Consider the following 24,982-nt stretch of genomic DNA (forward strand, 5'->3'; position numbering starts at 1 on the left):
GCAGCTTATAAGTTCCATGTTTTGAATCATTCGTACTGATTTTCTCACTACTCAGGGCTATCAATCATTTCCACATTCACAACTTGAGACAGAGGAAAAACAGAAGGGCCAAATTGGTTGGAAATCGCCACATCAGTCGCGTCACGTCCATAGCCTACTGAGACATATCCTCCCTTGACTCCTGTATGTACTGCATCAAAGGTGTACCATCGCCCACCGACATAGGCCTCAAACCAAGCATGCAGATCCATGGGCTTCAGATCATAGAGATAACCTACAACCATACGCGCGGGGATACTCAGGCTGCGACACAAGGCAATCCCCAAATGTGCCAAATCCCTACAAACACCCGATTGTTTGAGATTGACCTCTACAGCGGACATGGGGTAATTGCTACTGCCTGGGATGTAGCTGATATTCGTCCGCAACCAGTCTTCAATCGCCTGAACCTGATCATAGCCTGGAGTCAGACCTGCCGTGATCTCACAAGCCATGTCACCAAAACGATCCGATTCGCAATACCTACTCGGCAGCAAGTAACTCAACACAAAATCAGGCAGATACTGTACCTCCACGAACGGTGCGCCCGGCACTTGATCCATGAGATCGACAGTCTTGACCTCTGCAGAGGTATGTACCGAAAAAATCCCAGGAGGAGCGACCATCCGTTGACAAAGGTTGCTATAGCTGTCTGTGTATTCAAACACAGGGACATGTGGTGTGATTTTGTATTCTTCCTTAGCGACCCACTGCTGTGCGCCACTACGCGGACGCAGCATCAGGATAAATGGAGTAGGTACAGCAATTTCAAATGACAATTCACAACTGGTTCTCAACCACATAATCCAAAAAATCTAAGTGAAGAATTGCGCGATCCAATTCCGTTTCAATATCGAAATAAAATGCTACCAAATGTGAGGTTTGATTAGAAATACGCACATGTTTTTTCACAGTTTATCAAATGCTGCTTTTTGACTCCTACCGAAGATAAAATCCCTCCATAAATGCACTTGATCTGAGCTTGCAGTTTAAATTCGTATCTTATAAACCCGCGTTCGATTCTTAAAGAGTGCTCATGATCCACAAGAGGGTAGAAAGACCATTCAAGGGTACTCTTTCTTGATCATAAGCAAAACGAATAGTACATTAAATCCTTCAAAAAGGACATTGAAGGGATATTCAAAATCGAACTCAGGTTATAAAACGAAGCAATAAAGATGGGATATTTTGACGAACAGGTTTTTACGGGAGTAGATTTTGGGAAAGAAGAATGGCAAAAAGGGGAATATGTAGACTCTAAGTTCGTCAATTGTCGAATGTCCAGTCTCGACTTGTCAGGAGATACTTTTGACAATTGTGAATTCATCGGTTGCGATTTGAGCTTATGCAAAATTGATCATACTGCTTTCAAAGAGGTGGATTTCAAAGACTGTAAACTGATGGGGTTACATTTTAGTGATTGCAATGCCTTCCTTTTGACTTTTCGGTTTACGGATTGTATTCTAGACTTTTCTTCCTTCTTTAAATTGAAAATCAAGCAGAGCAAATTCACGAATTGTAAAATGGAAAAGGTGGATTTTGTAGAAGCAGATCTGACAGGATCTACATTCAACAACTGTGATTTGGCTCAAGCTGTATTCAATAGAACGATTCTTGAGAAATGCGATTTTCGCAGTTCATACAATCTAGCACTTGATCCAGAAGACAACAGAATCAAGGCAGCCAAATTCTCAACAGAAGGTGCATTAGGGCTACTGGAGAAGTACAACATCACGATAGAAAGGTAAAACTCTTCTCAACCCTTCCATTCAGATTTAGTCTTGTGGAAGAAAATTGATGAATTGCTAATATTTTGAAAAGCTATCGCGCCCAATTCATGCATCTTTTGACAGCATTGTGCCAGCCTTCATACAACTTGTTTCTGGTATATTCGTCCATTTTGGGCTTGAAAGTTTTGTCAATGGTTCTTTTGTTCATCAACGAATCAATGTTCCAAATCCCGGCTGTGATTCCTGCCAAGTATGCCGCACCAGTCACTGTTGATTCAATATTTGCTGGCCGCTCTACCAGTATCCCCATGATGTCTGCTTGAAATTGCATCAGGTAATTGTTGGCACTCGCACCACCATCTACCATCAGGTGGGTAATCTTGAGCCCTGAGTCTGCTGCCATGGCTTGCAGTACATCTCTGGTTTGGTAGGCCATGGAGTCCAAGGTGGCTTTGATGATGTCATTTTGATTGGTCTCACGGGTGAGACCAAACATACCTCCTCGCGCATAAGAATCCCAAAATGGTGCCCCCAATCCAGCAAATGCGGGCACTACATAGACACCTGACTCAGGATTGGCGTTCTTTGCGATGGCCTCAGTATCAGAAGCAGAGATAATCAATTTCAATCCATCTCTCAACCACTGCACCGCAGCTCCAGCGATAAAGACACTGCCTTCCAACGCATAATCTATCTTGCCATTAAAGCCCAAAGCGATTGTTGTAAGCAATCCGTTTTTTGAATACTGAATTTTTTCGCCTGTGTTCATCAGGATGAAACAACCCGTGCCATAAGTGTTTTTGGCTTGCCCAGGTTCTATACAACCTTGACCAAAAAGAGAGGCTTGCTGATCCCCAGCGACACCTGTGATCTGGATATTGGCTCCAGCGAGTTTGGCTGTCCCAAAGAAATAACCAGAATGCGTCACATCTGGTAGCATCTCTCTCGGGATATTAAATTTCTCCAGCAATTCATCATCCCATTTGAGCTCCACTATATTGAAAAGCATGGTACGTGAGGCATTGGTAAAATCAGTGATGTGAGATTCTCCTTCTGTCAAATTCCAAATTAACCATGTGTCTATGGTGCCGAAAAGCAATTCTCCATTTTCGGCTTTCTTTCTCGCACCAGAGACATTGTCTAGAATCCACTGGAGCTTGGTTGCCGAAAAATACGGATCTACAATGAGACCCGTTGTTTCTTTGACATAGGCCTCCAAGCCCTCTTCTTCAAACTTCAAGTCTTTACAAATCTCTGAGGTCCTGGTGTCTTGCCATGAGATGCAATTGTAGATCGGTCTTCCACTTCTTTTCTCCCACACGACTACAGATTCACGCTGGTTGGAAATACCTATGGCTGATACGTCACTGATGCTGACTTTGGTCTTTTTTAGCACTTCGTAGATCATCTCTACTTGATCCTTGATCATGACTTTGGGATCATGCTCCACCCATCCTGGTTGAGGGGAAGTTTGCTTTAGTTCTTTCTGTGCTATGCCAATCATTTTTGCTTTTTGATCGAAAATCGCTGCTCGCAAGCTGGTCGTTCCTAGATCTAAAGCCAGTACGTATTGCTTCATATTCTCAAATATCAGTGAATTTAATGAGATATCTAATAGATTAATTTATGATTTTTTCCATGTAAATGCTAATGAGTTGCTGATAACTGTTGTGCAAACTCCAAAGTATGAAAACTAATTCTCCCTACCTGATCGAGATGTAAGAGCAAATCACTGTGACATTGAATCAGAAGAAATTTGGGTGAACAAAAAAAGCCCAGATATGAACGTATCTGGGCCAAACTCAAAACATAACCAATCAACTAATCTATGGGTCCCTGCTGGACCATAAACTATGAAACTTGTAATCTAAAACTCGATAGGTTATAGGCAAGCCCTGTGCCAAACTCGAAAGCGAGTTGTTAAAATAGGTGAAATGCCTAGCCAATGGCTCACATGACCATCAGCTGATAGCTTTTGACTAGGTTGATGAATTCCACGCGATAGCCATTTTCATCCTTGCCTTTTGATGCTTGTGCCATAGCTAGAATGTCTTTGGTACTGATGTCACCCTTGAATGCTGAGTCTCTCAAAATCATACCAAATGCTGCGACACTTGCTGACCATCTGAAATTATCAGAGATTTGATCAAGATCGACAGGTTGATCCAAAAGCGGATGTTCAATCAGTTGGCTCTTGCTGCTCTTTGGGTCTTTGTAGCGCAATTTCACCATCATGAGTTCGTCGCTTTGGTAGGCTGATTCGTCTATCTCCATTTTTTGATATTTCAATTCATCCACTGGACTGAACTCACTCTTGACACCTACGGGGATGATTTCGTAGAGAGCGGTCACGGTGTGTCCAGCTCCCAATTCTCCTGCATCCTTTTTGTCGTTGTTGAAGTCTTCGTCACGCAAAGCGCGATTTTCGTATCCAATCAATCTATAAGCTTGTACTTTGGTAGGATTGAATTCTACCTGAATTTTGACATCCTTGGCAATGGTGAATAGGGTACCTCCAAACTCATTGACGAGTACTTTTTTGGCTTCCAGAATGTTGTCTATGTAGGCATAGTTGCCGTTACCCTTGTCGGCAATGGTTTCCATTTTGGCATCCTTGTAGTTGCCCATCCCAAATCCTAAAACTGTGAGAAAAACGCCTTCTTCTCTTTTTTGCTCGATCAATCTTTCCATCCCTGCATCACTTGATTCTCCGACATTGAAGTCTCCATCAGTCGCGAGGATGATTCGGTTGTTGCCATTGGGCTTGAAGTAATCTTGCGCGACTTTGTAGGCAAGGTTGATGCCTGCTCCACCTGCAGTAGACCCGCCTGCTTGTAGGTTATCTAGGGCACGGATAATGGTTTCTTTTTCGTCTCCAGGCGTAGACGGGAGCACTAATCCTGCTGCCCCTGCATATACGACGATCGCTACACGATCCTGTGGTCTCAATTGCTGTACGAGCAATTTGAAGCCAGACTTCAACAGCGGCAGTTTGTTGGCGTCACTCATTGATCCAGACACATCTAGCAGAAAAACCAAGTTGGAAGCAGGTAGATCATCTGTGGGGATATGCTTGCCTTGTAGACCGATATGTACCAGTTTGTGTTTTTCGTTCCACGGTGCGGGAGCGATCTCGGTGTTGATAGAAAAAGGATCGTTGCCTGTAGGTTCGGAATAGTCATAGTTGAAATAGTTGATCATTTCTTCGATTCTCACAGCATCTTTGGGAGGCTTTTGCCCATTGTTGATGAAGCGACGCATGTTGCTGTATGAGGCGGCATCCACATCTATGGAGAAGGTAGACAGAGGTTTGTTTTTGACTGCCAAAAAGATGTTTTCATTGATAGCATCATAGTCTTCGGTGTTGTGGAGGTAGGCAGCATCCTGCTCGTAGTGATGCATAGGGGCAGCTTGAGAAGATTTCATAGAGAACGCTATCTCTTTCTTTCTTGACCTCCCATAGTCAATTACGACTACTTCTTCCAATTCTGCTTGATCGCTGATCATAGAGATGTTGATAATGGACTGGTTTTTCACTTCTACTTCTTGACTTTCATATCCAATGAAAGAAAAAACAAGAAACTGTTTGCCTGTAGTTGGCACTGTGATTTTGTAGTTTCCTTTCAGGTCTGTGATCGTCCCTGTGACGGATCCCTTGATCAATACATTGACTCCAGCGATGGGTTGTCCATCGTCAGCAGACGTGACTTGTCCGGTGATTTCTTGGTCTAGGCTTGGTGACATAGCAGCAGTAGCTATCATCAGCGTCATCATTAATATGGTTATTTGTCTCATCGTTTTTGTATTTATGTAAAACATTTTGACAGTAGGATGCAGGGTCCTTGCGGATTCCATAAAATCTTTTGAAAAAATTCATAGATTGAGCCCAAATAGAGAAAATTAAGTAGATAATCAATATTGCCAGAGCAGCAGACAGATAGTGACCAGACATTGCTGGAGGACTTCCAGCAGGACGGAGATATTTCCATCTTGGGGGAGCTGTACCAGCGCCACATGCATCTAGTCTATGGTGTGAGTCTGAAGTATCTCAAAAACCGTGAGGAGGCACAGGATGCGGTGAGCAATATTTTTGAAGAGCTACTCGCCAAAGTCAAAAAACATCAAATAGATAATTTTAAGAGTTGGCTCTATGTACTGACCAAAAACCACTGTCTGATGGCACTCAGAAAGCAGAGTACTAAAACTTCATCCTTAGATTTTTCGGATTCCTTTATGGAAAATAGCTTGGCGGAGCATCCTAGTGAAAAAATAGATCTGGAAGACAATCTCGTAAGATTAGAACAATGCATCAGTCAATTGAAGGCCGATCAGCGCAGTTGCGTAGAGCTATTTTATCTACAAAAGAAATGCTATCAGGAGATTGTGGATGTGACACACTTTCAATTGAAGAAAGTGAAGAGCTACATACAGAACGGGAAAAGAAATTTAAAACTATGCATGGAGCAGAGTGAGTAAGGATAAAAACCATAGTGCCCCTTTGACAGAGCTGTCAGCCGAGAGGATGCAAGCCTATTTGGATAATACACTCAGCAATTCGGATCGTCATGCCGTAGAGCGATACCTTTTGGATCATCCCTTCGAAGCAGAAGCCATGCAAGGCTATGAGCATGTGTCCATTGACATGAAACAAGACCTTTCGATTTTGTCTCAGAGAATAGACGATGTCCTAGAGCAAAAGGGTCGAAAAGTCATTCCTCTCTGGAAAAGGTCAATTGCTATTGCCGCGGCGATTACTGTATTGCTGGTAGGTTCATTTGCGATTTTCGAGCTGTTTGACGTGACAAAGCAAAATGGGCAAATCGGAATGAATGAGCCTGTAGAAAAAGTAGAGGAGATAAAGGAAGCGAACCCTACAAAAGCCACACCCGAAGACTCAGAAACGGTAGTTGAAAAACAAGAAGAGCATGCGGTAAGTCCAAAGCCAACCGAATCACCACGTAAAAAAACTCCCAAAAAAGTAGTCGAGCATGTTGCCAAAGAAGAGCGGAAAGAAAATGATGAGGACATGGTAGCCATAGAGATGGACTATGTCGCAGACTATGCCACACCAGAGCAACAAGATACCCAAGAGAATGTAGTCACAGAAATAGAGTCCACCACAGAGCTGAATGAGAGCTATGCCTCTGGCAGTGCTCTTAGATCTGCTCCTAGCGCAAAGATGAAAAAGTCTAGTGCAAAGCTAGAAAGGAGCAGTATCTCAGACCCTAAAATGGTCAAGGGTCTGGTGGTAGATAGCGAAATGGAGCCCATCGCAGGAGCAACTGTCATCGTCAAACAAACAGGCGAAGCAGCCATCACCGATCTCAACGGGGAGTTTCAGATTCCTGTACATAGTGAGGACGACATGTTGTCGGTGAGTTTCATAGGATTCAACACCCAAGACATCGTCGTAGGAGAGCAGGACAGCATCCGTGCTACCATGAGTCTGGACATGGCCTCACTAGATGAGGTGGTCGTGGTGGGCTATGGCACAGAGCAGCCAGCTAGCTCCTCAGCTACACCAGATGGTGGCTACCGTGCATTCAAACAATACCTAAAGGACGATCTCGTCTACCCCAGATGGGCCAAAGCACAAAAGATAGAGGGCAAGGTAACACTACGCTTTCGCGTAAAAACCAATGGAGAATTGGCAGACTTTGAGATCCTAGAGGGACTAGGCTATGGCTGTGACGAGGAGGCCATCCGACTGATAGAGGAAGGCCCAGATTGGACACCCGCCAGAGAAAACGGCAGCCCTAAGGAGTCTGTGGTCAATGTCAAAGTGAGATTCGAATTGTAATCAGGTGCAGACAAAATAGCTGTCTTCCAATGGAATAGCTCGATAAATTGATTATTTTAGGTAACGAAATTTATTTTGTCACCTAGCCAACCAACCATGAAATATTCCCTCACTGCCCTACTATGGCTCAGCTGCTGGAGCCTATCTGCACAAGTCAATGATGATTTTTCGGATGGAGATTTTACTGCTAGTCCTGTTTGGAGTGGTGATGTCTCACAGTTTGAAATCGAAGGAAATCAACTCAACTCAAATGGACCAAGTGCCTCTGCTGTTCTCCATTTGTCAACAGCCAATGACATCATGGATTATGCGCGATGGGAGTTTTTGGTTGAATTAAAGTTTGCCCCATCTGGAACCAACAAAGCTCGTATTTACCTTGTGTCCAATAGACAAAATCTTGAAGGAGATCTCAATGGGTACTTTATTGAAATAGGACAGAGCAATGAAGATTACATCAATTTTTATAGGCAAGACGGTTCATCGTCAACCCTGCTCTTTACAAGTTCGACTTTCTATTCTGGAAATGTACTGGTGAGAATACAGATCACCAGATCAGCCTACGGTGTTTGGTCGATTGCTGCAGATCCTTTAGGTGGATCAACCTTTGATTCAGAGGGTGTACGGTTTGTAGACAATACTTATACTGCTACCTCCTATTTCGGAGTGGTTGCTTTTCATACCTCCACCAATAAATCCAACTTTTACTTTGACGACATCCACGTCACGACATACGAACCCAGTGCAGGTGAGACAGGACCAATTATTGATTCGTTGGTGGTGAGCAGTGCCAATCTTCTGGAACTGTACTTTGCACAAAACTTTGATGTGATGTCAGTCACTGATCCAGACAATTACAAAGTCGGCGGAGTAAGCCCTATCTCTGTTTTCGTAGATAGCGAAACAACGAAAATGGTGAATCTGATCTTTCAATCTGATTTTGATCCCAACAAAACCCTCAAACTAGAAGTCAATGGCGTCAAAGATGAAAGTGGCAGTCCCTTTCCCCGTCACTCATTGGCGTTTTTATATGACACATCCCCGCCCAAAATAGATCACCTTGAAGTACTGAGTTCGACTTCCATTAAAATCAAGTTCAAAGAAAGAGTTGAAAGGCAATCCGCAGAGACACGACAAAACTACGAGTATGATGATGTGTACCCTATGTATGTGGAACTAATAGGAGACTCGGTGGTTGTTTTGGAATTTCGAGATGCATTCGTGCCTGAGACACTCTTTGATCTCTACATTGATGAGGTAGAAGATTGGTACGGCAATGCTATTCAAACCCGAATCAAGACTCCTTTTGTTTATGATATTTTGCCTCCCAGATTGGACAGTGCCTTTGTAAAATCACCGCAAGAAATAGTTCTGCTATTCCATGAAAGGCTGAATGAATCCATATCGCAAGAAACGAACCGTTTTCTTTTGGATGGAATGAATCCAAGTATTATACAACTCGAAACAGAGTTTGGAAAAAAATTGACACTGAATTTTGCAGTGGATATCCCAGTGCAAGCACATTTATCTCTGCACATTTCAGAGGTCATGGATATGCTAGGAAATAAAACGGAAGATCAAACGATTAACATCGACAGTGACCTTTTCCGAGTAGGAGAGCTCGTTGTATTGAATCATAGACAGTTGAAATTAGTATTTAACAATGTGCCTAGTACAACAGGCAGTCAACTGTCAAACTATCTTTTGACCCATGGCAATATTGAATCCGTAGCTGTTGATGGTAGGGAGGTGTGCCTGACTTTTGCTGAGAGTCTGATCCTTGGAGAAAGCTATGAACTGAACATGACGGGTGTAGCAGATACCGATGGCCGAAATCTAGTAACACAGACAATCCATTTTGATTTTGATCCTCAGTTTGTAGCAGCGAGAATCATCGGTATGAAGGAAATAGAAATGACTTTCTCCACAAGTTTTGACATCAACGGCTTGATCAATGCCACTTGGTTTGCCTTAGCCAATGGCAATCAAGCCTCAAGCGCAATTGTCAGTAGCAAAGATTCAAAAATCATTCGGTTGATATTTGCGGATAATTTTCTCGATGATCAAACCTATACCCTCTCCTGGCAAACATTATACAACGAACATGGCAATGCCGTTTCTGGATTTACAACACAGGTGATTCGAGATCAGACCGTCCCCAGCCTGACGAATCTTACCGTACTCAAGAGCAATCAATTGCAGCTTCATTTTTCCGAGCCGCTGCTAGAGTCATCAGCGGAATTTACTGGCAACTACCAAGTAGATCCAGGGATTGGTTTTCCTCATACTGCCCTATACAATGCTTCGGATAGTACGGTACTTTTGACTTTTGGGCAAGTGTTTCAGGAGGAAACAGAATATGCACTGCAATTATCCGAGTTGAAAGACCTGTCCTACAACCAAATCCTGCCAGTTGCGATTCCATTTCAATACTTCCTACCATATCAGCCTGCGTTTGGGGAGTTAATCATTTCGGAGATCATGTCCTCGCCTACAGAAGGTCAAGTAGAATTTGTCGAATTGTACAATGCCTCCGACCATACGATTGAGCTGACAGGGTTGACTTGGCATGACGGGAGTGATCAGACTGTATTTACTACAGGAACCATTGAACCCAATGCCTATATTCTTTTGGCCGCTAGTGCGACCAATTTTTCTACCTCCAATCTAGGAAAGCTCGCAAAATGGCTGACACTCAACAACAGTGGAGAAACCTTGTCAATCTATGCTGGGGAATTACTGGTTTTTTCCACAAATTATACAGACGATTGGTATGGCACAGCAGAACATCTGGGCATGAGTTTGGAAATGGTGGATTTGTCCAATTTTTGTGGAGAGGAAAGAAACTGGACCGCATCCCAAGTCGTCGGTGGGACTCCTGGAACCCCCAATTCTCAGTCCAAAACTAATCCAGACAATTTTGGCCCCAAGATTACCCAAAGCGTATTGGACGGAGCGGATCAAATATTGATTCAGTTCAACGAAAAGCTGTATCCTGACTATAACTTGCTCGACAACATCAAGATCGAACCTCATGTCATCTTGGAGTCGGTTGATTTGATTCTGCCCCAGAGCCAAATGATACAGGTATCACTTTTGGAAGGTTTGAATGTGAAGGAAACTTATACAATGACCTTGGAGCACCTCAAGGACTGTGTAGGAAATGTCATTTCGAATGAGCAAAATTATGACAAAATTTCCATCCCTGAACCTGCAGATAGTTTGGACTTGCTCATCAATGAGATTCTATTCAATCCCAAAACAGGAGGCGTAGACTTTGTGGAGATTTACAATCACTCCGACAAGGTCATCGATCTGCAAAACTGGCATCTAGCGAGTGTAAAACCCAGCGAAACCATCAGCAAAATGATCCATACGGATCACCTCCTGATTCAACCCGAACATTACATGGTTTTTACTTCCGATCCAGAATTGTTGAAAGCCAACTACCCAATCAGTGATGAGACTACCTTCGTCAATCTCCCAAGTTTTCCTTCTTACAATGATGATGAGGGAATAGTCGTTCTGATGAATCCAAATGACCAAACCATTGACTATTTCGAGTATTTTGAGGATTACCACTCCAGTTTGCTGGATGATGAAGAGGGTGTTAGTCTGGAGCGAATATCCTTTGACTCGCCGACCAATGATCCCAATAGTTGGTTTTCAGCAGCCAGTACGAGCTACTATGCTACGCCTGGCTTGGTCAATTCTCAGTTTGTCGGATACTCTGATACTCAGAGCATGTTGTCGATAGAGCCCAAAGTGTTCATCCCCGACGGATCTGGTCAGGATGATTTTACTACCATCAGCTATCAACTGGATCAACCAGGCGGATTTGCCAATCTCTATGTTTTTGATACGAGAGGGAGAATCATCAAAGCGTTGGCTCAAAATCAACTGTTGTCAACATCTGGATTCATGACATGGGATGGGTCAACAGATCAGGGCAATCTCGCACCCGTTGGATACTACATCGTTTTTGCGGAGATTTACGATACGAAAGGCAACAAAAAAATGATCAAAGAAACCGTCGTATTGGGAAGCAGACTATGAATGAAAAATTAGAGATTAAAACGTTTGATCAACTCAGTACCAAAGAACTGTATCAATTCCTCAAACTGCGAGTAGATGTCTTCGTCGTGGAGCAAAACTGCCCCTATCCCGAACTCAGCGACAAGGACGAAAAATCGCTGCACTACATGCTCTATGATGGACAAGAGTTGGCAGCCTACTTGCGCACCTACCAACGGGAAAAAGGCGTCTATGCCATCGGGAGAATCGTGACCGATCATCGATACCGAGGCAAAGGACTCGCTGGTAAACTGATTCATGAGGCAATAGCCAAAATACAATCAACAGAAGGAGCAAAAGAGATTTATGTCCAAGGCCAATCTCCTCTGGTAGATTATTACCGCTCTTTTGGACTGGAAGTGTGCTCGCAGGAATACTTGGAAGACAACATCCCCCATACTGATTTGAATCTTAAATTTTAAACTGATGGCATACAACGAAGAAACTGCCGCTCGGATCAGACAACATCTCCAAGCCTATGGAGATGCCATTACCGAAAAAAAGATGTTTGGTGGACTGTGTTTCCTCTACCATGGCAAGATGAGTGTAGGAATTGTCAAAGAAGAACTCTGCGTCAGAGTGCTCGCACCCAAAGATCAGCAAGAACTCCACAAAGCTCATGTCCGACCGATGGATTTTACTGGTAAACCCATGAAGGAAATGATTTTCGTCGAGCCAGCAGGTTTCCAATCCGAAGCAGCTCTGGGATATTATATACTTCTGGGAATAGAACATGCCGAGAGCAAGCTAGGCTGACATTACTCCACTCGTAGAAAAATGACTATAGAGTGTTTTTATACTCATCACAGATGTCTCATGACTCAATACACAGAGCGCAATACGGTCCTCATACTTTCCCCACGCTGACTTTTTTCCAGAGCTCTGCTTTCTTCCTAAAAGCTAAAAAGTGCTCATAGATTTTTTTACTCTGTGGATCGCTGCTAATCAACTCAGACATGACTTCTTCTGATGCTTTTCGCAGGGTGTCCAATATTTCTGAAGAAAAGGCGCGAATATCGACTTTCTCATCAATCATTTTTTGTAGATAAATGGCGTTTTTAGCATCGAATTCAGAGAGCATCCATTGATTGAGGCGCAGGTTGGCCGAAATCAAGATCTCTTGCAAATCCAATGGTAACTCCTTGAACTTGTCTTTGTTCATTGCCATCTCTAGCACAGTACCTGGCTCATGCCATCCCGGAAAATAATAATGCTTCGCAACTCGGTGAAACCCCATCATGTAATCGTGATAGGGTCCAATCCATTCGGTAGCGTCAATCACTCCACGCTCAAGGTTGGTAAATAGCTCTGCACCTGCGACAAGTACCGAGTTGCCACCGACCTTATTGATGACCTTGCCACCCAATCCCGGCATACGGATTTTTAATCCTTTAAAATCTTCGATGGTGTTGATTTCTTTGTTGTACCAACCGCCTGCCTGCTGTCCTGTGTTGCCTCCAGGGAGCGGTATCAGGTTGAAGGGTTCATAGATTTCTTCCCACAGTTTTAGGCCTCCCGCATTGAGTATCCACGTATTCATTTGCTGCGCAGAGACTCCAAAAGGAACGGAAGAAAACAAAGTAGCCGCAGGAATCTTTCCCGTCCAGTAATAACCAGACCCGCTCATCATTTCGATCGCACCATGACTTACCGCATCAAAACATTCTAGTGACGGAATCAGTTCTCCTCCTCCATATACCTCAATTTTCAACCGACCGCCACTCATCTGTTCGACCCATTTGGCCATGAGTTTGCAACCTTCCCCCAATACCGGAAAGTTGGGCGGCCAAGTGGTGACCATTTTCCATTGGTAGTTTTTGTTAAAATTGATGTTGGGGGTTTCGATGGCAGTCTTTTCATGACTACACGCCGACAAAGCACCCGTGACCCCAGCCGCCAACGCCAAGCCCCCTACCTTGATGAACTTTCTTCTATTTTGATCCGACATATCATGCAATATTATGGAGGAGCCAAATTAAGGGAATTAACTCGTTTTCTGAATAGGGAGTCCATGATTCATTTAGCGCCTGCGCATCGCAAAATACACCAAAAATCCTGTAAGGATACCGGGCATCATTTCGTAGACGATCGAGGACCAGCCTAGAAAATTCCAACCCAGTGTCACTACTGCTGCAGAAATCATCATCGCCAAGGTCGTATTGGCATCTACTTTTTTGTGCAGCATCCTCAGCGTGATCACTGGTCCAAATACTGTCCCCAACACCGCCCAAGCATAAATCACTATCTCAAACACACTTTTGTTTCCTAAAAGGGAAATCCCTACCGCAAACAAAGTGATCAAAATCGTGAAAATCTTGCTCACGCGGTAGTTGTGCTTGAATTGTGGAAAAATGTCATTGGAGAGAGACGAAGTGCAACTGATGATCAATGAATCGGCTGTGGATATCGTAGCAGCAAATATCCCTGCCAGCATCACACCAACTAGATAATCAGGCAACAAATGCATTGACATGAGCGGCAAGGCCAACTCTGGATCAAAACTTCCCTTGTCTGACAACACGATTCTGGACAGCAAACCTACTCCGATCGCCAAAGCATAAAAGCCCGTAAACCAGCTGTAATAATACACCCTGACTTTTCGGATGTTTTTGGGATGATCTAAAGTCATGTATCTGACCATGATATGTGGCTGACCCACTACTCCAAATCCTGCAAAGAGCCAACCAACGGCAATGAGTATGGAAGCTGACAAGGACAGTTCTGGTTTGAACAGACTCATGTATCCAACCTCTACACTTTTCAATCTGACTAGGGTCTCGTTCAATCCTCCCATATCATCTATCGCATAATACAACAATGTACCCATCGCAATAAACATGACGATTGACTGAGCAGCATCCGTCCAAATAGAAGCCCTAATCCCTCCCGAAAAACAATAAACTACTACCAAAATCGCGCCTGCTACTATCCCTACAGACTGATCCCAATGGAGTGTAGCTGCCAGAGCCTTTCCTCCAGCACTGAATTGTGCCGCTGCATAGGTGCTCAAAAACACAAAGCTGATTAACCCACTCAACAAACGAATGCTTTTGATGACTTTGCCATCATGATAGGCAATCAGACTCCCAAAACTGAGAATCCCATATTTAGCACTCAAATCGCGGAGCTTGCCATACACCAACATCGATCCCACAAAATCACCAATGATCCAGCCCACCATAAGCCAGATGGATTCCAAACCCGCCACATAGGTATAGCCAATCATCCCGATAAACATGTAGCCGCTGTTGTTGGTGGCTACTGCGGAGAGCGCTACCAACCATGGCTGCACATCTTGACCAGCGAGGAGATAGTCTTTGGTGTTATTTTGTTTGCGAAGAGAGGATGAGACGCCGATACCAGCAAAAAGAAGCAGCAAAGCTCCAAATACTATAATCATAGATATTTCATTGTTGAACTATTCGCAAGTTAATAAAACTATGGCAGAGGGTAATTGTGCCATTCGCTATAAACCAGCTCCTTTAATTCAAGCGATCCAACTCCTGTTGGTAATCATACTGGAGGTCTTCGTGGAGAGACAAGAGAATCTTGCTGATGGCAGCTTTTTGTCTGAGGTAGATATTGTACAAGGCGAGGTTGTGATTGGGTGATGGGTGTAGCTCCTTCACAGATTGACAAAAATGTAGAAGTAACTCCACTTCAGTTTCCTTCTTCTTGGAATAGCGAATGTACTTTTTGGTTAGTCTCAGAACCTTACGTACCGTCTTATTCACGTAATAGTAGCTACTGGTATTCATACTCTCGAAAAGCTCGTCCATCTCTACTTTCACACTATTGATATAGGAGGTTTCATCCTGCTCCTCAAACAAAAGATACGTCAGCAGTTCTTTGCTTTCTTTCTTGAATCGGGACAGGTGCAGACAGAGCTCAATCAGTTCCTTTTCTGATTTATCACCCAGTGCCAGCTTGATTTCTCTGAGAGTGGCTGCTTTCATTTGTATTAATTTATGCGGGCAATTTAGCGTCTATTGGCCGTTTTTATACTCTTTTTACAGTTTTGCTTAACGACACTTTCCAAAAGATAAACATATAAAAGTTCGAATGCGAAACATTCCACGTACCTTTGCCATCAAATACCGAAATGATGTTTAGCTTATAAATTGTCATTTCATTAACAATTTATATGACATTCGAATCACTAGGCCTATCTGATAAGATATTAGAGGCCGTTACAAAAAAGGGTTATACAACCCCATCTCCTATTCAGGAAAAAGCAATTCCAGTAATATTAGAAAGAAAAGACGTACTAGCCTCCGCGCAGACAGGTACAGGAAAAACAGCAGGCTTTACTTTGCCTTTGCTTCAAATCCTAAACCAAGGTCAAACACTGAGAAACAGACCCGTCCGAGCATTGATACTCACACCAACCAGAGAGTTGGCCGCTCAAGTATATGAAAACGTAAGAGAATACAGCCAGTTTACCGACTTGAAATCTACGGTGATTTTTGGTGGTGTAAATGCCGGTCCTCAAATCAAAGATTTGAAACGTGGTGTGGATATCCTGGTAGCCACTCCAGGTAGATTGCTAGATCTCATCAATCAAAAGGTCATGACCCTCGACAAAGTAGAGATCATGGTTCTTGATGAAGCAGATCGTATGCTTGACATGGGTTTCTCTAGAGACATAAACAGAATCATCCAGCTGCTCCCAACACGCAGACAAAACTTGCTGTTCTCAGCTACGTTCTCCAAGGAAATCAAAAAATTGGCCAATGGCCTGTTGAATCATCCTGTCACGGTGGAAGCAACTCCCGAAAATACCACTGCAGAAAAAGTATTTCAAAGAGCGTTCAGAGTTGATCAAAAACAAAAACCCTATTTGACCATCCAATTGATCGAAGAGGGTGATTGGAGTCAAGTCTTGATTTTTACCAGAACCAAACACAAGGCTAACAAGCTAAGTGAGCAATTGGAGAAAAAGGGTATTACCTCTGCGGCGATTCATGGCAACAAGAGTCAAGCTGCGAGAACCAAAGCATTGGATGGTTTCAAAAAAGGAAAAATCAGAGTTTTGGTTGCGACTGACATTGCTGCACGTGGGTTGGATATTCCATTGCTACCTCATGTAATTAACTTTGAGTTGCCCAACGTGCCAGAAGATTATGTACACAGAATCGGCAGAACGGGTCGTGCAGGTGCCAAAGGCGAAGCAATCTCTCTGGTCAGTGTGGATGAAATCGAATACCAACAAGGCATCGAAAAACTCCTCGGACAAAAATTGCGCACAGAGGTCATGAAAGGATTTGAGCCCACGGAAACTGAGCCCACCAAAAGCGAAAGCAAATCTAAATCAAAAGGTGGTTTTCGCCACTCAAGCCACGGCGGAAGCAATGGTGCCAAACAAGGCGGAGGAAATAGCAGCAACAGCAGTAAAAAACCATTCAGAAGACGAAGAACCAGCAATTATTAATTGCAACATTTCATAAAAAGCAGAAAGCCCTCGTTGAATTGATCATCGAGGGCTTTTTTCTGTCAACAGTTCTATTCGAATATGCTGGTTTCATGCCCATCAATACTCACGGTATTCTTATCGTGCCAGTATTTTTTGATACGCTCGTCTCCCTGTTTCTCCCAATAGACCTTCAACTCATTGCGATCCTCCTTGTAATCCATGAATGGCACAGCCATTCCACAGGATGTTTGTACCATATCTATGTCCATTTCGATGATTTGCCGAGACCCCATAATCGCAGGAAACATACTCAAGCACTTCTCATACTTTACGTCTCTTGGATGAAAAACTTTTGCATGCCCGTACAGCCTGAGGATTAAAGGTTTTCCCTCAAATGCACAAAACATGATTGTCATTCGGTCGCTTTCGAGCAGATGAGTGGCGGTTTCGTTACCGCTTCCAGTCAGGTTGAGCCAAATGACTTTGTTGTCTGATAATACACGAAAGGAGTCCATACCTTTTGGAGATACATTTACCTTACCTTCCTTCATTGCCGTAGCGACAAAGAAAATTTTTTGATCCTTGATGAATTCTTTCAGCTCCGTCGTTAGACATTCTAGTCGCTTTCCCATTTCATTTTGGTTTAGGTTTTGCTATTATAAATTGGCTCAGAGCCACTTTCTTCTTTTGAAATAGATAAACATGCCGATAAACATCAAACCCATCACGCCCCAGACGATGTGGTAGCCATAGCGGTATTTGAGCTCAGGCATGTATTCGAAATTCATCCCATAGATACCTGCGATGAAGGTCATCGGTATGAATATCGTAGAGACAGTGGTCAAGACTTTCATCGTTTCGTTCATTTTTTGGCTCAGAGACGAAAAATAGATGTTGGTCAAACTCTCCAGCGAATTGGCAGTAGAATTGATCTCTTCGATTGCACCGTTGCAACTGCTCATCAAATCAAGGAAGTACTTTTTGGCCTCCTTGGTGATGAATGATGATTCTCGGTTCGAGATCAATCGCAGAGAATCTTTGAAGGGAGAAAGTGATTTTTTGATCGTCTGCGTCACTTGTTTCATTCGCTCCATTTTGATCAAGAGCTCTTGTGTAGGGTCGGCAAAAACCTGCTTCTCCAACTCTCTTACTTCTGTATTAATCCATTCGATCGTCTCATAGTAATTATCCAACACAGCATCTAGTAATTGACAAACCAAAAAATCTGATCTTTTACTCCGTATCAACCCCAAATTCTCTTCGATTTTGTTTCGGATGTGATCAAAATGATCTCCATGCTCCTCTTGGAACGAGACTACATAATTTTTACCCAAAATGAACGAAAGCTGCTCTACATTGAGACTTTTATCCTCATCATTCAAAATAGACTTGATGCTAAAGAAAAGGTATTTGTCAAATTCTTCGACTTTGGGCCGAAGCGTGGTGTCCAGTACATGTCGGAGCGTGATTCTGTCCATACCCAGCTTTTGGCCGATGTCTTGGATGATTTCTACATCGTGCAAACCATAGATGTTGAGCCAGTGTACTAGTTTATCATTTTCCTCTTTCACGAAATCCAAATTGTACTCGACCTCATTCACTTTCAACTCGTCCTTGTTATATTGGTAGTGTTGTACACTTACCTCATCAAGTTTCTTTTCTCCAATAAAGGAAACTTTACCGCTACCTTTTGCTTTACTCTTTTGTTCTGTGTAGAGATTCAATGGCAAGCTGACCAATGATTTGAGTCCTGTCAGGATAAGTTTGTCGGGTCTGGTAATATCAAATTCTTTCATCGATGCGATTTTGTAATGATCTTATATTTCAAGTTTAAACCTGAATGAAATAATTCAGGAGTTAAATGGCTGCTCACCTACAAAGCAGGGTTAAAATTAACGATCAAGATTATTTTTAATCCTATCTCACAATACTTTTGACTGGTAACCATTTTCCATTAATTGCCAAATATGCTTTTGCATCATTTGGGTTAAAGCTAGTTGATTTATCGTATTTGCCCTATCCTGATCAGCGCATCCTTTTGGCAAAATGAGTAGAAGGACACGCTCCCAATATTAGATTTTCCATTCTTAACTATTTTATAACGAAACATGCTTTGATTTGCCGATTAGATATGGGACATTTTCTATACTTGTAAGTCTCATCGTCAAATAATCAAATGATCGTCATTGGAAGAATCGACAAAATAGACTTACCAGAGTTTGAGTTGTTCGATATAGATGCAAAAGTAGATACAGGAGCGTATGGCAGTGCGCTGCATTGTCATCATGTGAAAATAACAGAGCGAAATGGAAAACCAACTTTGGAGTTTATGATTTTGGATCCAGATCACCCTGAGTATGAAGGCAAGGTGTTTTACACCACAAATTTTAAAGAAAAGATGGTCAAGAGTTCGAACGGCGAACTGGAAAACCGACAATCAATCACAACAGAAATAGTCATTTTTGGCAAAAAGAGGAGAGTGGAGTTTTCGCTCACAGACAGGAGCAACATGAGGAATCCTATCTTGCTAGGTAGAAAATTCCTTTCAAAGAAATTTATAGTGGATGTACAATTGAAGAATTTATCTTATAATAATAAATACAAAGAATCATGAAAATTGCAGTGCTATCGAGAAATCCGAGACTTTATTCGACTCGGAGGCTAGTGGAGGCTATTGTGCAAAAGGGACACGAAGCACTCGTAATCGATCACATGAAGTGTGACATCATCATGGATGAAAAGGGACCTTCCATTTATTACGAAGGTCAAAAGCTAAATGATCTAGATGCCGTGATCCCAAGAATCGGCGCATCTGTGACCTTTTACGGTACAGCTGTGGTCAGGCAGTTTGAAATGATGGACGTATTCAGCCCAGTGAGTTCGATAGCGATTACCCGATCCAGAGACAAATTGAGAAGTCTCCAGATCTTGTCCAGACATGGAATCGGCATGCCCAATACTGCCTTTACCAATTTCAACAAGAAAGAAAACAATGTGCTCAAGCACATAGGTAAAGCCCCAGTGGTAATCAAGCTGCTGGAAGGCACCCAAGGGCTAGGAGTCGTTTTGGCAGAGACCGAAAAAGCTGCCACCTCCGTCATAGAGGCATTTGAAAGTTTGAAAACCCGAGTGATTTTGCAAGAGTTCATCGAAGAGGCTGGAGGAGCGGACATCCGTGCCTTTGTCGTAGATGGTGAAGTCGTAGGGGCGATGAAGCGTCAAGGCAAAGAAGGAGAGTTCAGATCCAATCTTCACCGAGGTGGAGAAGCCAATGTAATCAAACTATCCAGAGCCGAAAAATCCACCGCACTCAAAGCAGCCAAAAGCATGGGACTAGCCGTGGCAGGTGTGGATATGTTGCAATCCAAAAAAGGTCCTTTGGTATTGGAGGTAAATTCTTCGCCAGGCCTAGAAGGCATAGAGCAAGCCACCAAAGTGGACATAGCAGCCAAAATCATCGAATTCATCGAAAAGTCAAAAAAGAAGACCAAAAGATCAAGCAAAAGTAACCTTCATGCCTAATGGATAGTGACAGTATGTGGATCAGCGATACCGAAATATTGCCTGGGGAAACTAAAAAGGTAACCGTCAACATCGCACGGTTGCCATCACACTCACCCATCGAGATTTCTATTACAGTTGCGAGATCCAAAATCCCTGGCCCAGTTTTCTTGATGATGGGTGGCATGCATGGAGATGAAATCAATGGGATAGAAATCGTCAGACGGATAATTCAAAACAACCTTCACATCCCTGAGCGGGGTACAACGATTTCTATCCCCATTATCAATGTATATGGTTTCATTCATTTCTCCCGCTATGTACCCGATGGCAAAGATGTCAACCGCTCCTTTCCTGGCAACAAGAATGGATCACTGGCTGCCAGAGTGGCCTATTATCTGATGAAAGAAATCATCCCGAAGATCGATTACGGGATAGACTTCCATACGGGAGGCGCTGACCGCACCAATTATCCACAGATTCGCTGCATGATGTCTGATCCAGTCAATGCTGAATTGGCTGCCGCCTTTGCTGCCCCATTTAGTTTACACTCAGCCTTTAGACCCAAGTCTCTCCGCTGGGCCGCTGGCAAAATGAAGAAGAAAATATTGGTGTACGAGGGAGGCGAATCCTCACGCTTTGATGAATATGCCATCAGCCAAGGAATCCTAGGTACAGAGCGACTCATGAATCATCTAGGATTAAAAACCTATGCCCCACCTGCTACAGAACACGAAACGATTCTGATCAAATCCTCCTCGTGGATCAGGGCAAAAGCATCGGGACTCTTCGGGACACTAGTCAGCAGTGGACAGACGATCACAAAAAATCAGATCGTAGGCTACATCTCAGATCCCTTTGGGGAGTTCAAAGTTCCCGTCCGTGCCGGAGCAAAAGGCTACGTCATCGGACTCAACAACAACCCCATCGTCCACCAAGGAGATGCGCTGATGCACATCGGGGTGTTGAAGGGGTAGAAATTCTACTTTACAAAAGTAGAGCGGTGAATTGCCCTAAAAAATACGGTTAACTCTGAGAAACAGACCGTACTTTTTTGAGGAAAAGTACGGTCTGTTTGAGCATCTTTTTAACCCGTTCTTGATCAAACCCACTTCCATACGCATCAAATTATTTTCTTTGCTTATAGAATAAATTTCCTTGCCTATAGGATTATTTTTTATAAGCATCGCTTTACAATCCGATAAGCATAAAACAGAAAAGCCATCAGTACATTTTTGACATTCAAATAAATCCCAAATCAACAGTGCCACAAGTAACCAATTCTCCTTTCAGACCGTTTTAGATTTTCATGATCATTTCATTAGTTTAGTGCCTCATAACATTTTCTTTTCAATCAATACCCCATGAAAAAAACACTCATCGCAGTAGCACTTTTTTTTTCTGTCCAAGCCTATGCTCAGGACAAACCCGCACCCGAATACCTAAAAGGCAGTGTGTTTCCAGATAGTGTCCGTGCGCTCTCATTGACGGCACTAGATGGTAGCGAGGTGTTCTTCGGTGAAATCCTCGCAGCACATACAGGTCAAAAAGTAGTTTTAGATATTTGGGCAACTTGGTGCAAGGATTGTATCGTCAGCCTACCTGAACTCCAACAACTGATGAAAGATGGGAAGAAAAATGATATCCATTTCGTCTTATTGTCAGTAGATAGAGAAGAAATCAAATGGAGAGAGGGAATCAAAAAATACAAAATCAAAGGAGAGCACTTCTTCATCAACGAAGGCTGGGACAATGCCTTGTCCAACTACATTGACCTGGATTGGGTGCCTCGCTACTTGATCATTGATGAAGATGGGAAAATAACCGTACCAAAAGTTGTCAAAGTGGATGATCCTACACTGAAGGATAATTTTTGAGAAGAATTACTAAGCTCATAACAAGCTGGTCTTCAACTCTACATGATTGTGCAGAGTTTTATGAATGGGACATTTATTGGCAATCTCTAATAGTTTTTGCCTCTGTGCCTCATCCAGATTTCCATGTATCTCAATTTCACGAGATATATGGTCAACCTTGACCTTCGGATCACATGACTCACAGGCTACTGGAAAGTCTGTTTTATGATTCAAATGGACATCAACTTGCTCTAGATTCCAACCCTTGCGGTCAGCATACATACGCAAGGTCATTGCTGTACATGCTCCAAGTGAAGACAATAGCAAATCGTACGGAGATGGGCCAAAATTTTGTCCTCCAAGATCCAAAGGTTCGTCCGCTCTCAGTGCATGCTGACCCGCCAATATCTCGGTGACATAAGGCTCGCGCCCAGTTTGTACCACCACCTGATGTTGAGATCTCAGTTTCAGCTCTTCTTCGGCAGGCAAATACCTACCTGCCCAGCTGGCGATTACCTCACCTACATAAGTTGAATCTGCTTTGTTGCTGAGCAAGTGATCAGCTTTATCTAATGAAACAAAGCTTTTAGGATGCATGGCATTGTCATATATCTCTGCGGCATTTTGAATCCCCACTATGTCATCCTGCGGCGAGTGCATGAGCAGAAGTGGCTTTTTTAATTCCTTGACGATGGCAGACATGTTTTTGGACGAAATATCATCTAAGAATTGCTTCTTCACCCAAAAAGTTCTCCCCCCAATGCTAACCTCTGCTGCATCTTGTTCATTGATCTGATCCAGATTCTCTATCAACAGATGTTGCACATGATCAGGAGAAGATGGTGCGCCGATGGTAGCGACTGCTTGAATAGACTTAATTTTGCTCGCTGCAAAAATTACCGCTGCTCCACCCAACGAATGACCCACCAGCAGACTTGGCGCTTCGAATTGCTCCGTCAACGCTTCTGCGGCAGCCACCAAATCGTCAATGTTGGATGAAAAATTGGTATCAGCAAAATCTCCCTCACTCATTCCCAATCCTGTAAAGTCAAAACTCAGCACGGCGATTCCATGATGTGACAGGGCGCGAGAAATACTGCGAACAGCATTGAGATTCTTGCTGCAGGTAAAACAATGTGCAAAGATCGCGTAGGCAAAAGGTTGCTGATCTACAGGTAGCTCTAGGTGTGCCGACAACTCATCACCTTGCTTATTCTGGAAAGTAAATTTTCGGATAGCCATATATTTTCGGACGTAAACAGTAAATCAAGTCAACAATAATTTTATTCTCCTCTTTCTATCAAGAGGACAAAAGGATTAGCTCTCCAATACCTGAGAGTAATAGATAGTCTCTAAGAATATCGTGGATTCAGCGTTTTTATCCTTCTTGTTTTTGAGCTCACGTATGATGCCTCCGCAGTGAATTCTCTGCTCTGGTAATTTTACGGCGTCTTTGCTTTGTGCTATCAGAAAATGCTCATCTGTATCTTGATCGCGGAGTTCATAGACATCGTACTTTTCAAAAATCGGAATCATGATCAAGGTGGTAATTTTGCCTGTACTGACTGGTACTGTGATAAAACCCGTGAGTTTGTCCTCCGAATCTACCCATTTGGGAATACCTGTGACGATTGCCATCGAGGATACCTTAGCCAAGATTGATGCTTCGGAAGGCAAAAATTGTAAGGGAGCATTCTTCTGAAATGATTCCATCAGGTCTTCTGAAAAACGCTGCCAGATGCTAAATTTTTCTTTTTCAGAAAGTGCCAACAATGACATTTCTAAATAAAGCATCATTTTTTGCTTGTCAGTAAACACGCCTGCTGCCTTGGCCAGCTCCGCCGAAGTAATGTTTCCATCATTGGCTTTGGATGAAAAATTGTAAAATCGACCACCATTGTCCAGAGAATCTAGTGCATGGTTCAAATCCGAAAATGGTTCGATTAATTTCATAAAGCGGGGGTTGTTTTTGATTGCAAAGATAATAGAAATGCAAACTCACCAGCGACTACATAGAATCTGTCTACTTTTCAAAATCATATCCCTTCTGCTCTTTCTTTTAACCCTTGATTCATGGCCTTAAAACTTTCCAAGGTCTCACCCTCCAGTCTTTTCTTGAACAGTGGTACGAGCATTCCACTGAAATTTTCGCCATGCAACAGGCGGGTGACACCATCTCCCATCACCTCTAGTACAAAATAGTGCTCACCATCAAAGAGTCCTTTGACCAATAGTTTCCCTTTCCATCTAAACTCTCTGTTTTCCTCTAGTACCAATACTTCTGGTTCAAATTTCATTCCTGGCAATACCACATGGATATGTTTTCCTACGACAGGATCGCCACTGATACTCTTGACAAAAGGGTTCCACTCTGGATAGGCTTTAAAATCCATCAGGATAGCCCAAATTTTTTCAGGACTGGCGTTGATGTTGATTTCTGATACGATTTGCATGCTTATGATATTTAGGTTGAGTATTGATATTTGTTTTCTTTGAAATGATGTGACACAATTCAAAAAGCAAACTGCTATTTCACCATTTTTGTTTGAGTTCCAGATTAGCCTTTTGCAAA

The 24,982-nt window shown here is 43.0% G+C and carries 22 protein-coding genes; 11 read left to right on the plus strand and 11 right to left on the minus strand.

The window, feature by feature from the left end:
- Positions 1-47: 47 nt before the first annotated feature.
- The gene (locus tag N6H18_RS05385) at positions 48-842 is read right to left on the minus strand and encodes a transglutaminase family protein (RefSeq protein WP_262310812.1); all 795 of its coding nucleotides are present in this window, start codon (positions 840-842) and stop codon (positions 48-50) included.
- A gap of 375 nt (positions 843-1,217) precedes the next feature.
- Here N6H18_RS05385 and N6H18_RS05390 point away from each other — a divergent pair, with 375 nt between their 5' ends.
- Positions 1,218-1,787, plus strand: coding sequence for a pentapeptide repeat-containing protein (locus N6H18_RS05390; protein WP_262310813.1), 570 nt, complete (start codon positions 1,218-1,220; stop codon positions 1,785-1,787).
- 73 nt (positions 1,788-1,860) lie between these two features.
- Here the strand turns inward: N6H18_RS05390 and glpK are convergent, their stop codons facing one another.
- Positions 1,861-3,348 carry a glycerol kinase GlpK gene (gene glpK, locus N6H18_RS05395; protein WP_262310814.1) on the minus strand — a complete coding sequence of 496 codons (1,488 nt, stop codon included), beginning with the start codon at positions 3,346-3,348 and terminating at the stop codon, positions 1,861-1,863.
- Positions 3,349-3,719: 371 nt separating this feature from the next.
- Positions 3,720-5,564: a vWA domain-containing protein gene (locus N6H18_RS05400; protein WP_262310815.1), complete on the minus strand. Its 1,845-nt coding sequence runs from the start codon at positions 5,562-5,564 to the stop codon at positions 3,720-3,722.
- 123 nt (positions 5,565-5,687) lie between these two features.
- Between N6H18_RS05400 and N6H18_RS05405 the strand changes: the two genes are divergently transcribed.
- From N6H18_RS05405 to N6H18_RS05425, 5 genes are all read left to right on the plus strand, one after another.
- A complete protein-coding gene (locus N6H18_RS05405) occupies positions 5,688-6,245 on the plus strand; it encodes an RNA polymerase sigma factor (RefSeq protein WP_262310816.1) in 558 nt (185 codons plus the stop codon).
- The gene (locus N6H18_RS05410) at positions 6,238-7,569 is read left to right on the plus strand and encodes a TonB family protein (RefSeq protein ID WP_262310817.1); all 1,332 of its coding nucleotides are present in this window, start codon (positions 6,238-6,240) and stop codon (positions 7,567-7,569) included. Before N6H18_RS05405 ends, N6H18_RS05410 begins: the two co-directional genes overlap by 8 nt.
- Before the next feature lie 96 nt (positions 7,570-7,665).
- Complete coding sequence (locus N6H18_RS05415; RefSeq protein WP_262310818.1) at positions 7,666-11,622, plus strand: lamin tail domain-containing protein; 3,957 nt, start codon at positions 7,666-7,668, stop codon at positions 11,620-11,622.
- Complete coding sequence (locus tag N6H18_RS05420; protein WP_262310819.1) at positions 11,619-12,062, plus strand: GNAT family N-acetyltransferase; 444 nt, start codon at positions 11,619-11,621, stop codon at positions 12,060-12,062. Before N6H18_RS05415 ends, N6H18_RS05420 begins: the two co-directional genes overlap by 4 nt.
- 4 nt (positions 12,063-12,066) lie before the next feature.
- Positions 12,067-12,396 (plus strand): TfoX/Sxy family protein, encoded by a 330-nt coding sequence (locus tag N6H18_RS05425; protein ID WP_262310820.1) that lies wholly within the window; start codon positions 12,067-12,069, stop codon positions 12,394-12,396.
- 91 nt (positions 12,397-12,487) lie between these two features.
- On the opposite strand, the gene N6H18_RS05430 is transcribed toward N6H18_RS05425, so the two are convergent.
- From N6H18_RS05430 to N6H18_RS05440, 3 genes are all read right to left on the minus strand, one after another.
- Complete coding sequence (locus tag N6H18_RS05430) at positions 12,488-13,588, minus strand: TRAP transporter substrate-binding protein (RefSeq protein ID WP_262310821.1); 1,101 nt, start codon at positions 13,586-13,588, stop codon at positions 12,488-12,490.
- Positions 13,589-13,660: 72 nt separating this feature from the next.
- Positions 13,661-15,040, minus strand: coding sequence for a sodium/proline symporter (locus N6H18_RS05435; RefSeq protein ID WP_262310822.1), 1,380 nt, complete (start codon positions 15,038-15,040; stop codon positions 13,661-13,663).
- A gap of 82 nt (positions 15,041-15,122) precedes the next feature.
- Entirely contained in the window at positions 15,123-15,596 is a 474-nt protein-coding gene (locus N6H18_RS05440; RefSeq protein ID WP_262310823.1) for a hypothetical protein, read from the minus strand.
- A 188-nt stretch (positions 15,597-15,784) separates the two neighbouring features.
- On the opposite strand from N6H18_RS05440, the gene N6H18_RS05445 reads away from it, so the two are divergent.
- Positions 15,785-17,071: a DEAD/DEAH box helicase gene (locus N6H18_RS05445; RefSeq protein ID WP_262310824.1), complete on the plus strand. Its 1,287-nt coding sequence runs from the start codon at positions 15,785-15,787 to the stop codon at positions 17,069-17,071.
- 71 nt (positions 17,072-17,142) lie between these two features.
- On the opposite strand, the gene N6H18_RS05450 is transcribed toward N6H18_RS05445, so the two are convergent.
- Complete coding sequence (locus N6H18_RS05450; protein ID WP_262310825.1) at positions 17,143-17,685, minus strand: pyridoxamine 5'-phosphate oxidase family protein; 543 nt, start codon at positions 17,683-17,685, stop codon at positions 17,143-17,145.
- Between the two features lie 36 nt (positions 17,686-17,721).
- Positions 17,722-18,849 carry a magnesium/cobalt transporter CorA gene (gene corA / locus N6H18_RS05455; RefSeq protein ID WP_262310826.1) on the minus strand — a complete coding sequence of 376 codons (1,128 nt, stop codon included), beginning with the start codon at positions 18,847-18,849 and terminating at the stop codon, positions 17,722-17,724.
- Between the two features lie 380 nt (positions 18,850-19,229).
- Here corA and N6H18_RS05460 point away from each other — a divergent pair, with 380 nt between their 5' ends.
- From N6H18_RS05460 to N6H18_RS05475, 4 genes are all read left to right on the plus strand, one after another.
- A complete protein-coding gene (locus N6H18_RS05460) occupies positions 19,230-19,667 on the plus strand; it encodes an ATP-dependent zinc protease family protein (RefSeq protein WP_262310827.1) in 438 nt (145 codons plus the stop codon).
- A complete protein-coding gene (rimK, locus tag N6H18_RS05465) occupies positions 19,664-20,575 on the plus strand; it encodes a 30S ribosomal protein S6--L-glutamate ligase (RefSeq protein ID WP_262310828.1) in 912 nt (303 codons plus the stop codon). Before N6H18_RS05460 ends, rimK begins: the two co-directional genes overlap by 4 nt.
- Positions 20,575-21,531 carry a succinylglutamate desuccinylase/aspartoacylase family protein gene (locus tag N6H18_RS05470; protein ID WP_262310829.1) on the plus strand — a complete coding sequence of 319 codons (957 nt, stop codon included), beginning with the start codon at positions 20,575-20,577 and terminating at the stop codon, positions 21,529-21,531. The genes rimK and N6H18_RS05470 overlap by 1 nt, the downstream gene beginning before the upstream one ends.
- Positions 21,532-21,918: 387 nt before the next feature.
- A complete protein-coding gene (locus tag N6H18_RS05475; RefSeq protein ID WP_262310830.1) occupies positions 21,919-22,431 on the plus strand; it encodes a TlpA family protein disulfide reductase in 513 nt (170 codons plus the stop codon).
- A gap of 15 nt (positions 22,432-22,446) precedes the next feature.
- On the opposite strand, the gene N6H18_RS05480 is transcribed toward N6H18_RS05475, so the two are convergent.
- The 3 genes from N6H18_RS05480 to N6H18_RS05490 form a co-directional block, all read right to left on the minus strand.
- Positions 22,447-23,652 (minus strand): bifunctional alpha/beta hydrolase/OsmC family protein, encoded by a 1,206-nt coding sequence (locus N6H18_RS05480; RefSeq protein ID WP_262310831.1) that lies wholly within the window; start codon positions 23,650-23,652, stop codon positions 22,447-22,449.
- Between the two features lie 75 nt (positions 23,653-23,727).
- Positions 23,728-24,363 carry a hypothetical protein gene (locus tag N6H18_RS05485; protein WP_262310832.1) on the minus strand — a complete coding sequence of 212 codons (636 nt, stop codon included), beginning with the start codon at positions 24,361-24,363 and terminating at the stop codon, positions 23,728-23,730.
- A gap of 83 nt (positions 24,364-24,446) precedes the next feature.
- On the minus strand, positions 24,447-24,863 hold the full coding sequence (locus N6H18_RS05490) for an SRPBCC domain-containing protein (RefSeq protein WP_262310833.1): 417 nt from the start codon (positions 24,861-24,863) through the stop codon (positions 24,447-24,449).
- Positions 24,864-24,982 lie beyond the last annotated feature (119 nt).

Origin of the sequence: Reichenbachiella agarivorans (assembly GCF_025502585.1) — a bacterium.
Classification (GTDB): domain Bacteria; phylum Bacteroidota; class Bacteroidia; order Cytophagales; family Cyclobacteriaceae; genus Reichenbachiella; species Reichenbachiella agarivorans.

What these genes read in the sequence shown, in the direction of transcription:
- N6H18_RS05385 (WP_262310812.1), bottom strand. Translation starts at nt 842, where the DNA reads ATGTGGTTGAGAACCAGTTGTGAATTGTCATTTGAAATTGCTGTACCT.
- N6H18_RS05390 (WP_262310813.1), top strand. Translation starts at nt 1,218, where the DNA reads ATGGGATATTTTGACGAACAGGTTTTTACGGGAGTAGATTTTGGGAAA.
- glpK (WP_262310814.1), bottom strand. Translation starts at nt 3,348, where the DNA reads ATGAAGCAATACGTACTGGCTTTAGATCTAGGAACGACCAGCTTGCGA.
- N6H18_RS05400 (WP_262310815.1), bottom strand. Translation starts at nt 5,564, where the DNA reads ATGAGACAAATAACCATATTAATGATGACGCTGATGATAGCTACTGCT.
- N6H18_RS05415 (WP_262310818.1), top strand. Translation starts at nt 7,666, where the DNA reads ATGAAATATTCCCTCACTGCCCTACTATGGCTCAGCTGCTGGAGCCTA.
- N6H18_RS05420 (WP_262310819.1), top strand. Translation starts at nt 11,619, where the DNA reads ATGAATGAAAAATTAGAGATTAAAACGTTTGATCAACTCAGTACCAAA.
- N6H18_RS05425 (WP_262310820.1), top strand. Translation starts at nt 12,067, where the DNA reads ATGGCATACAACGAAGAAACTGCCGCTCGGATCAGACAACATCTCCAA.
- N6H18_RS05430 (WP_262310821.1), bottom strand. Translation starts at nt 13,588, where the DNA reads ATGTCGGATCAAAATAGAAGAAAGTTCATCAAGGTAGGGGGCTTGGCG.
- N6H18_RS05435 (WP_262310822.1), bottom strand. Translation starts at nt 15,040, where the DNA reads ATGATTATAGTATTTGGAGCTTTGCTGCTTCTTTTTGCTGGTATCGGC.
- N6H18_RS05440 (WP_262310823.1), bottom strand. Translation starts at nt 15,596, where the DNA reads ATGAAAGCAGCCACTCTCAGAGAAATCAAGCTGGCACTGGGTGATAAA.
- N6H18_RS05445 (WP_262310824.1), top strand. Translation starts at nt 15,785, where the DNA reads ATGACATTCGAATCACTAGGCCTATCTGATAAGATATTAGAGGCCGTT.
- N6H18_RS05450 (WP_262310825.1), bottom strand. Translation starts at nt 17,685, where the DNA reads ATGGGAAAGCGACTAGAATGTCTAACGACGGAGCTGAAAGAATTCATC.
- corA (WP_262310826.1), bottom strand. Translation starts at nt 18,849, where the DNA reads ATGAAAGAATTTGATATTACCAGACCCGACAAACTTATCCTGACAGGA.
- N6H18_RS05460 (WP_262310827.1), top strand. Translation starts at nt 19,230, where the DNA reads ATGATCGTCATTGGAAGAATCGACAAAATAGACTTACCAGAGTTTGAG.
- rimK (WP_262310828.1), top strand. Translation starts at nt 19,664, where the DNA reads ATGAAAATTGCAGTGCTATCGAGAAATCCGAGACTTTATTCGACTCGG.
- N6H18_RS05470 (WP_262310829.1), top strand. Translation starts at nt 20,575, where the DNA reads ATGGATAGTGACAGTATGTGGATCAGCGATACCGAAATATTGCCTGGG.
- N6H18_RS05475 (WP_262310830.1), top strand. Translation starts at nt 21,919, where the DNA reads ATGAAAAAAACACTCATCGCAGTAGCACTTTTTTTTTCTGTCCAAGCC.
- N6H18_RS05480 (WP_262310831.1), bottom strand. Translation starts at nt 23,652, where the DNA reads ATGGCTATCCGAAAATTTACTTTCCAGAATAAGCAAGGTGATGAGTTG.
- N6H18_RS05485 (WP_262310832.1), bottom strand. Translation starts at nt 24,363, where the DNA reads ATGAAATTAATCGAACCATTTTCGGATTTGAACCATGCACTAGATTCT.
- N6H18_RS05490 (WP_262310833.1), bottom strand. Translation starts at nt 24,863, where the DNA reads ATGCAAATCGTATCAGAAATCAACATCAACGCCAGTCCTGAAAAAATT.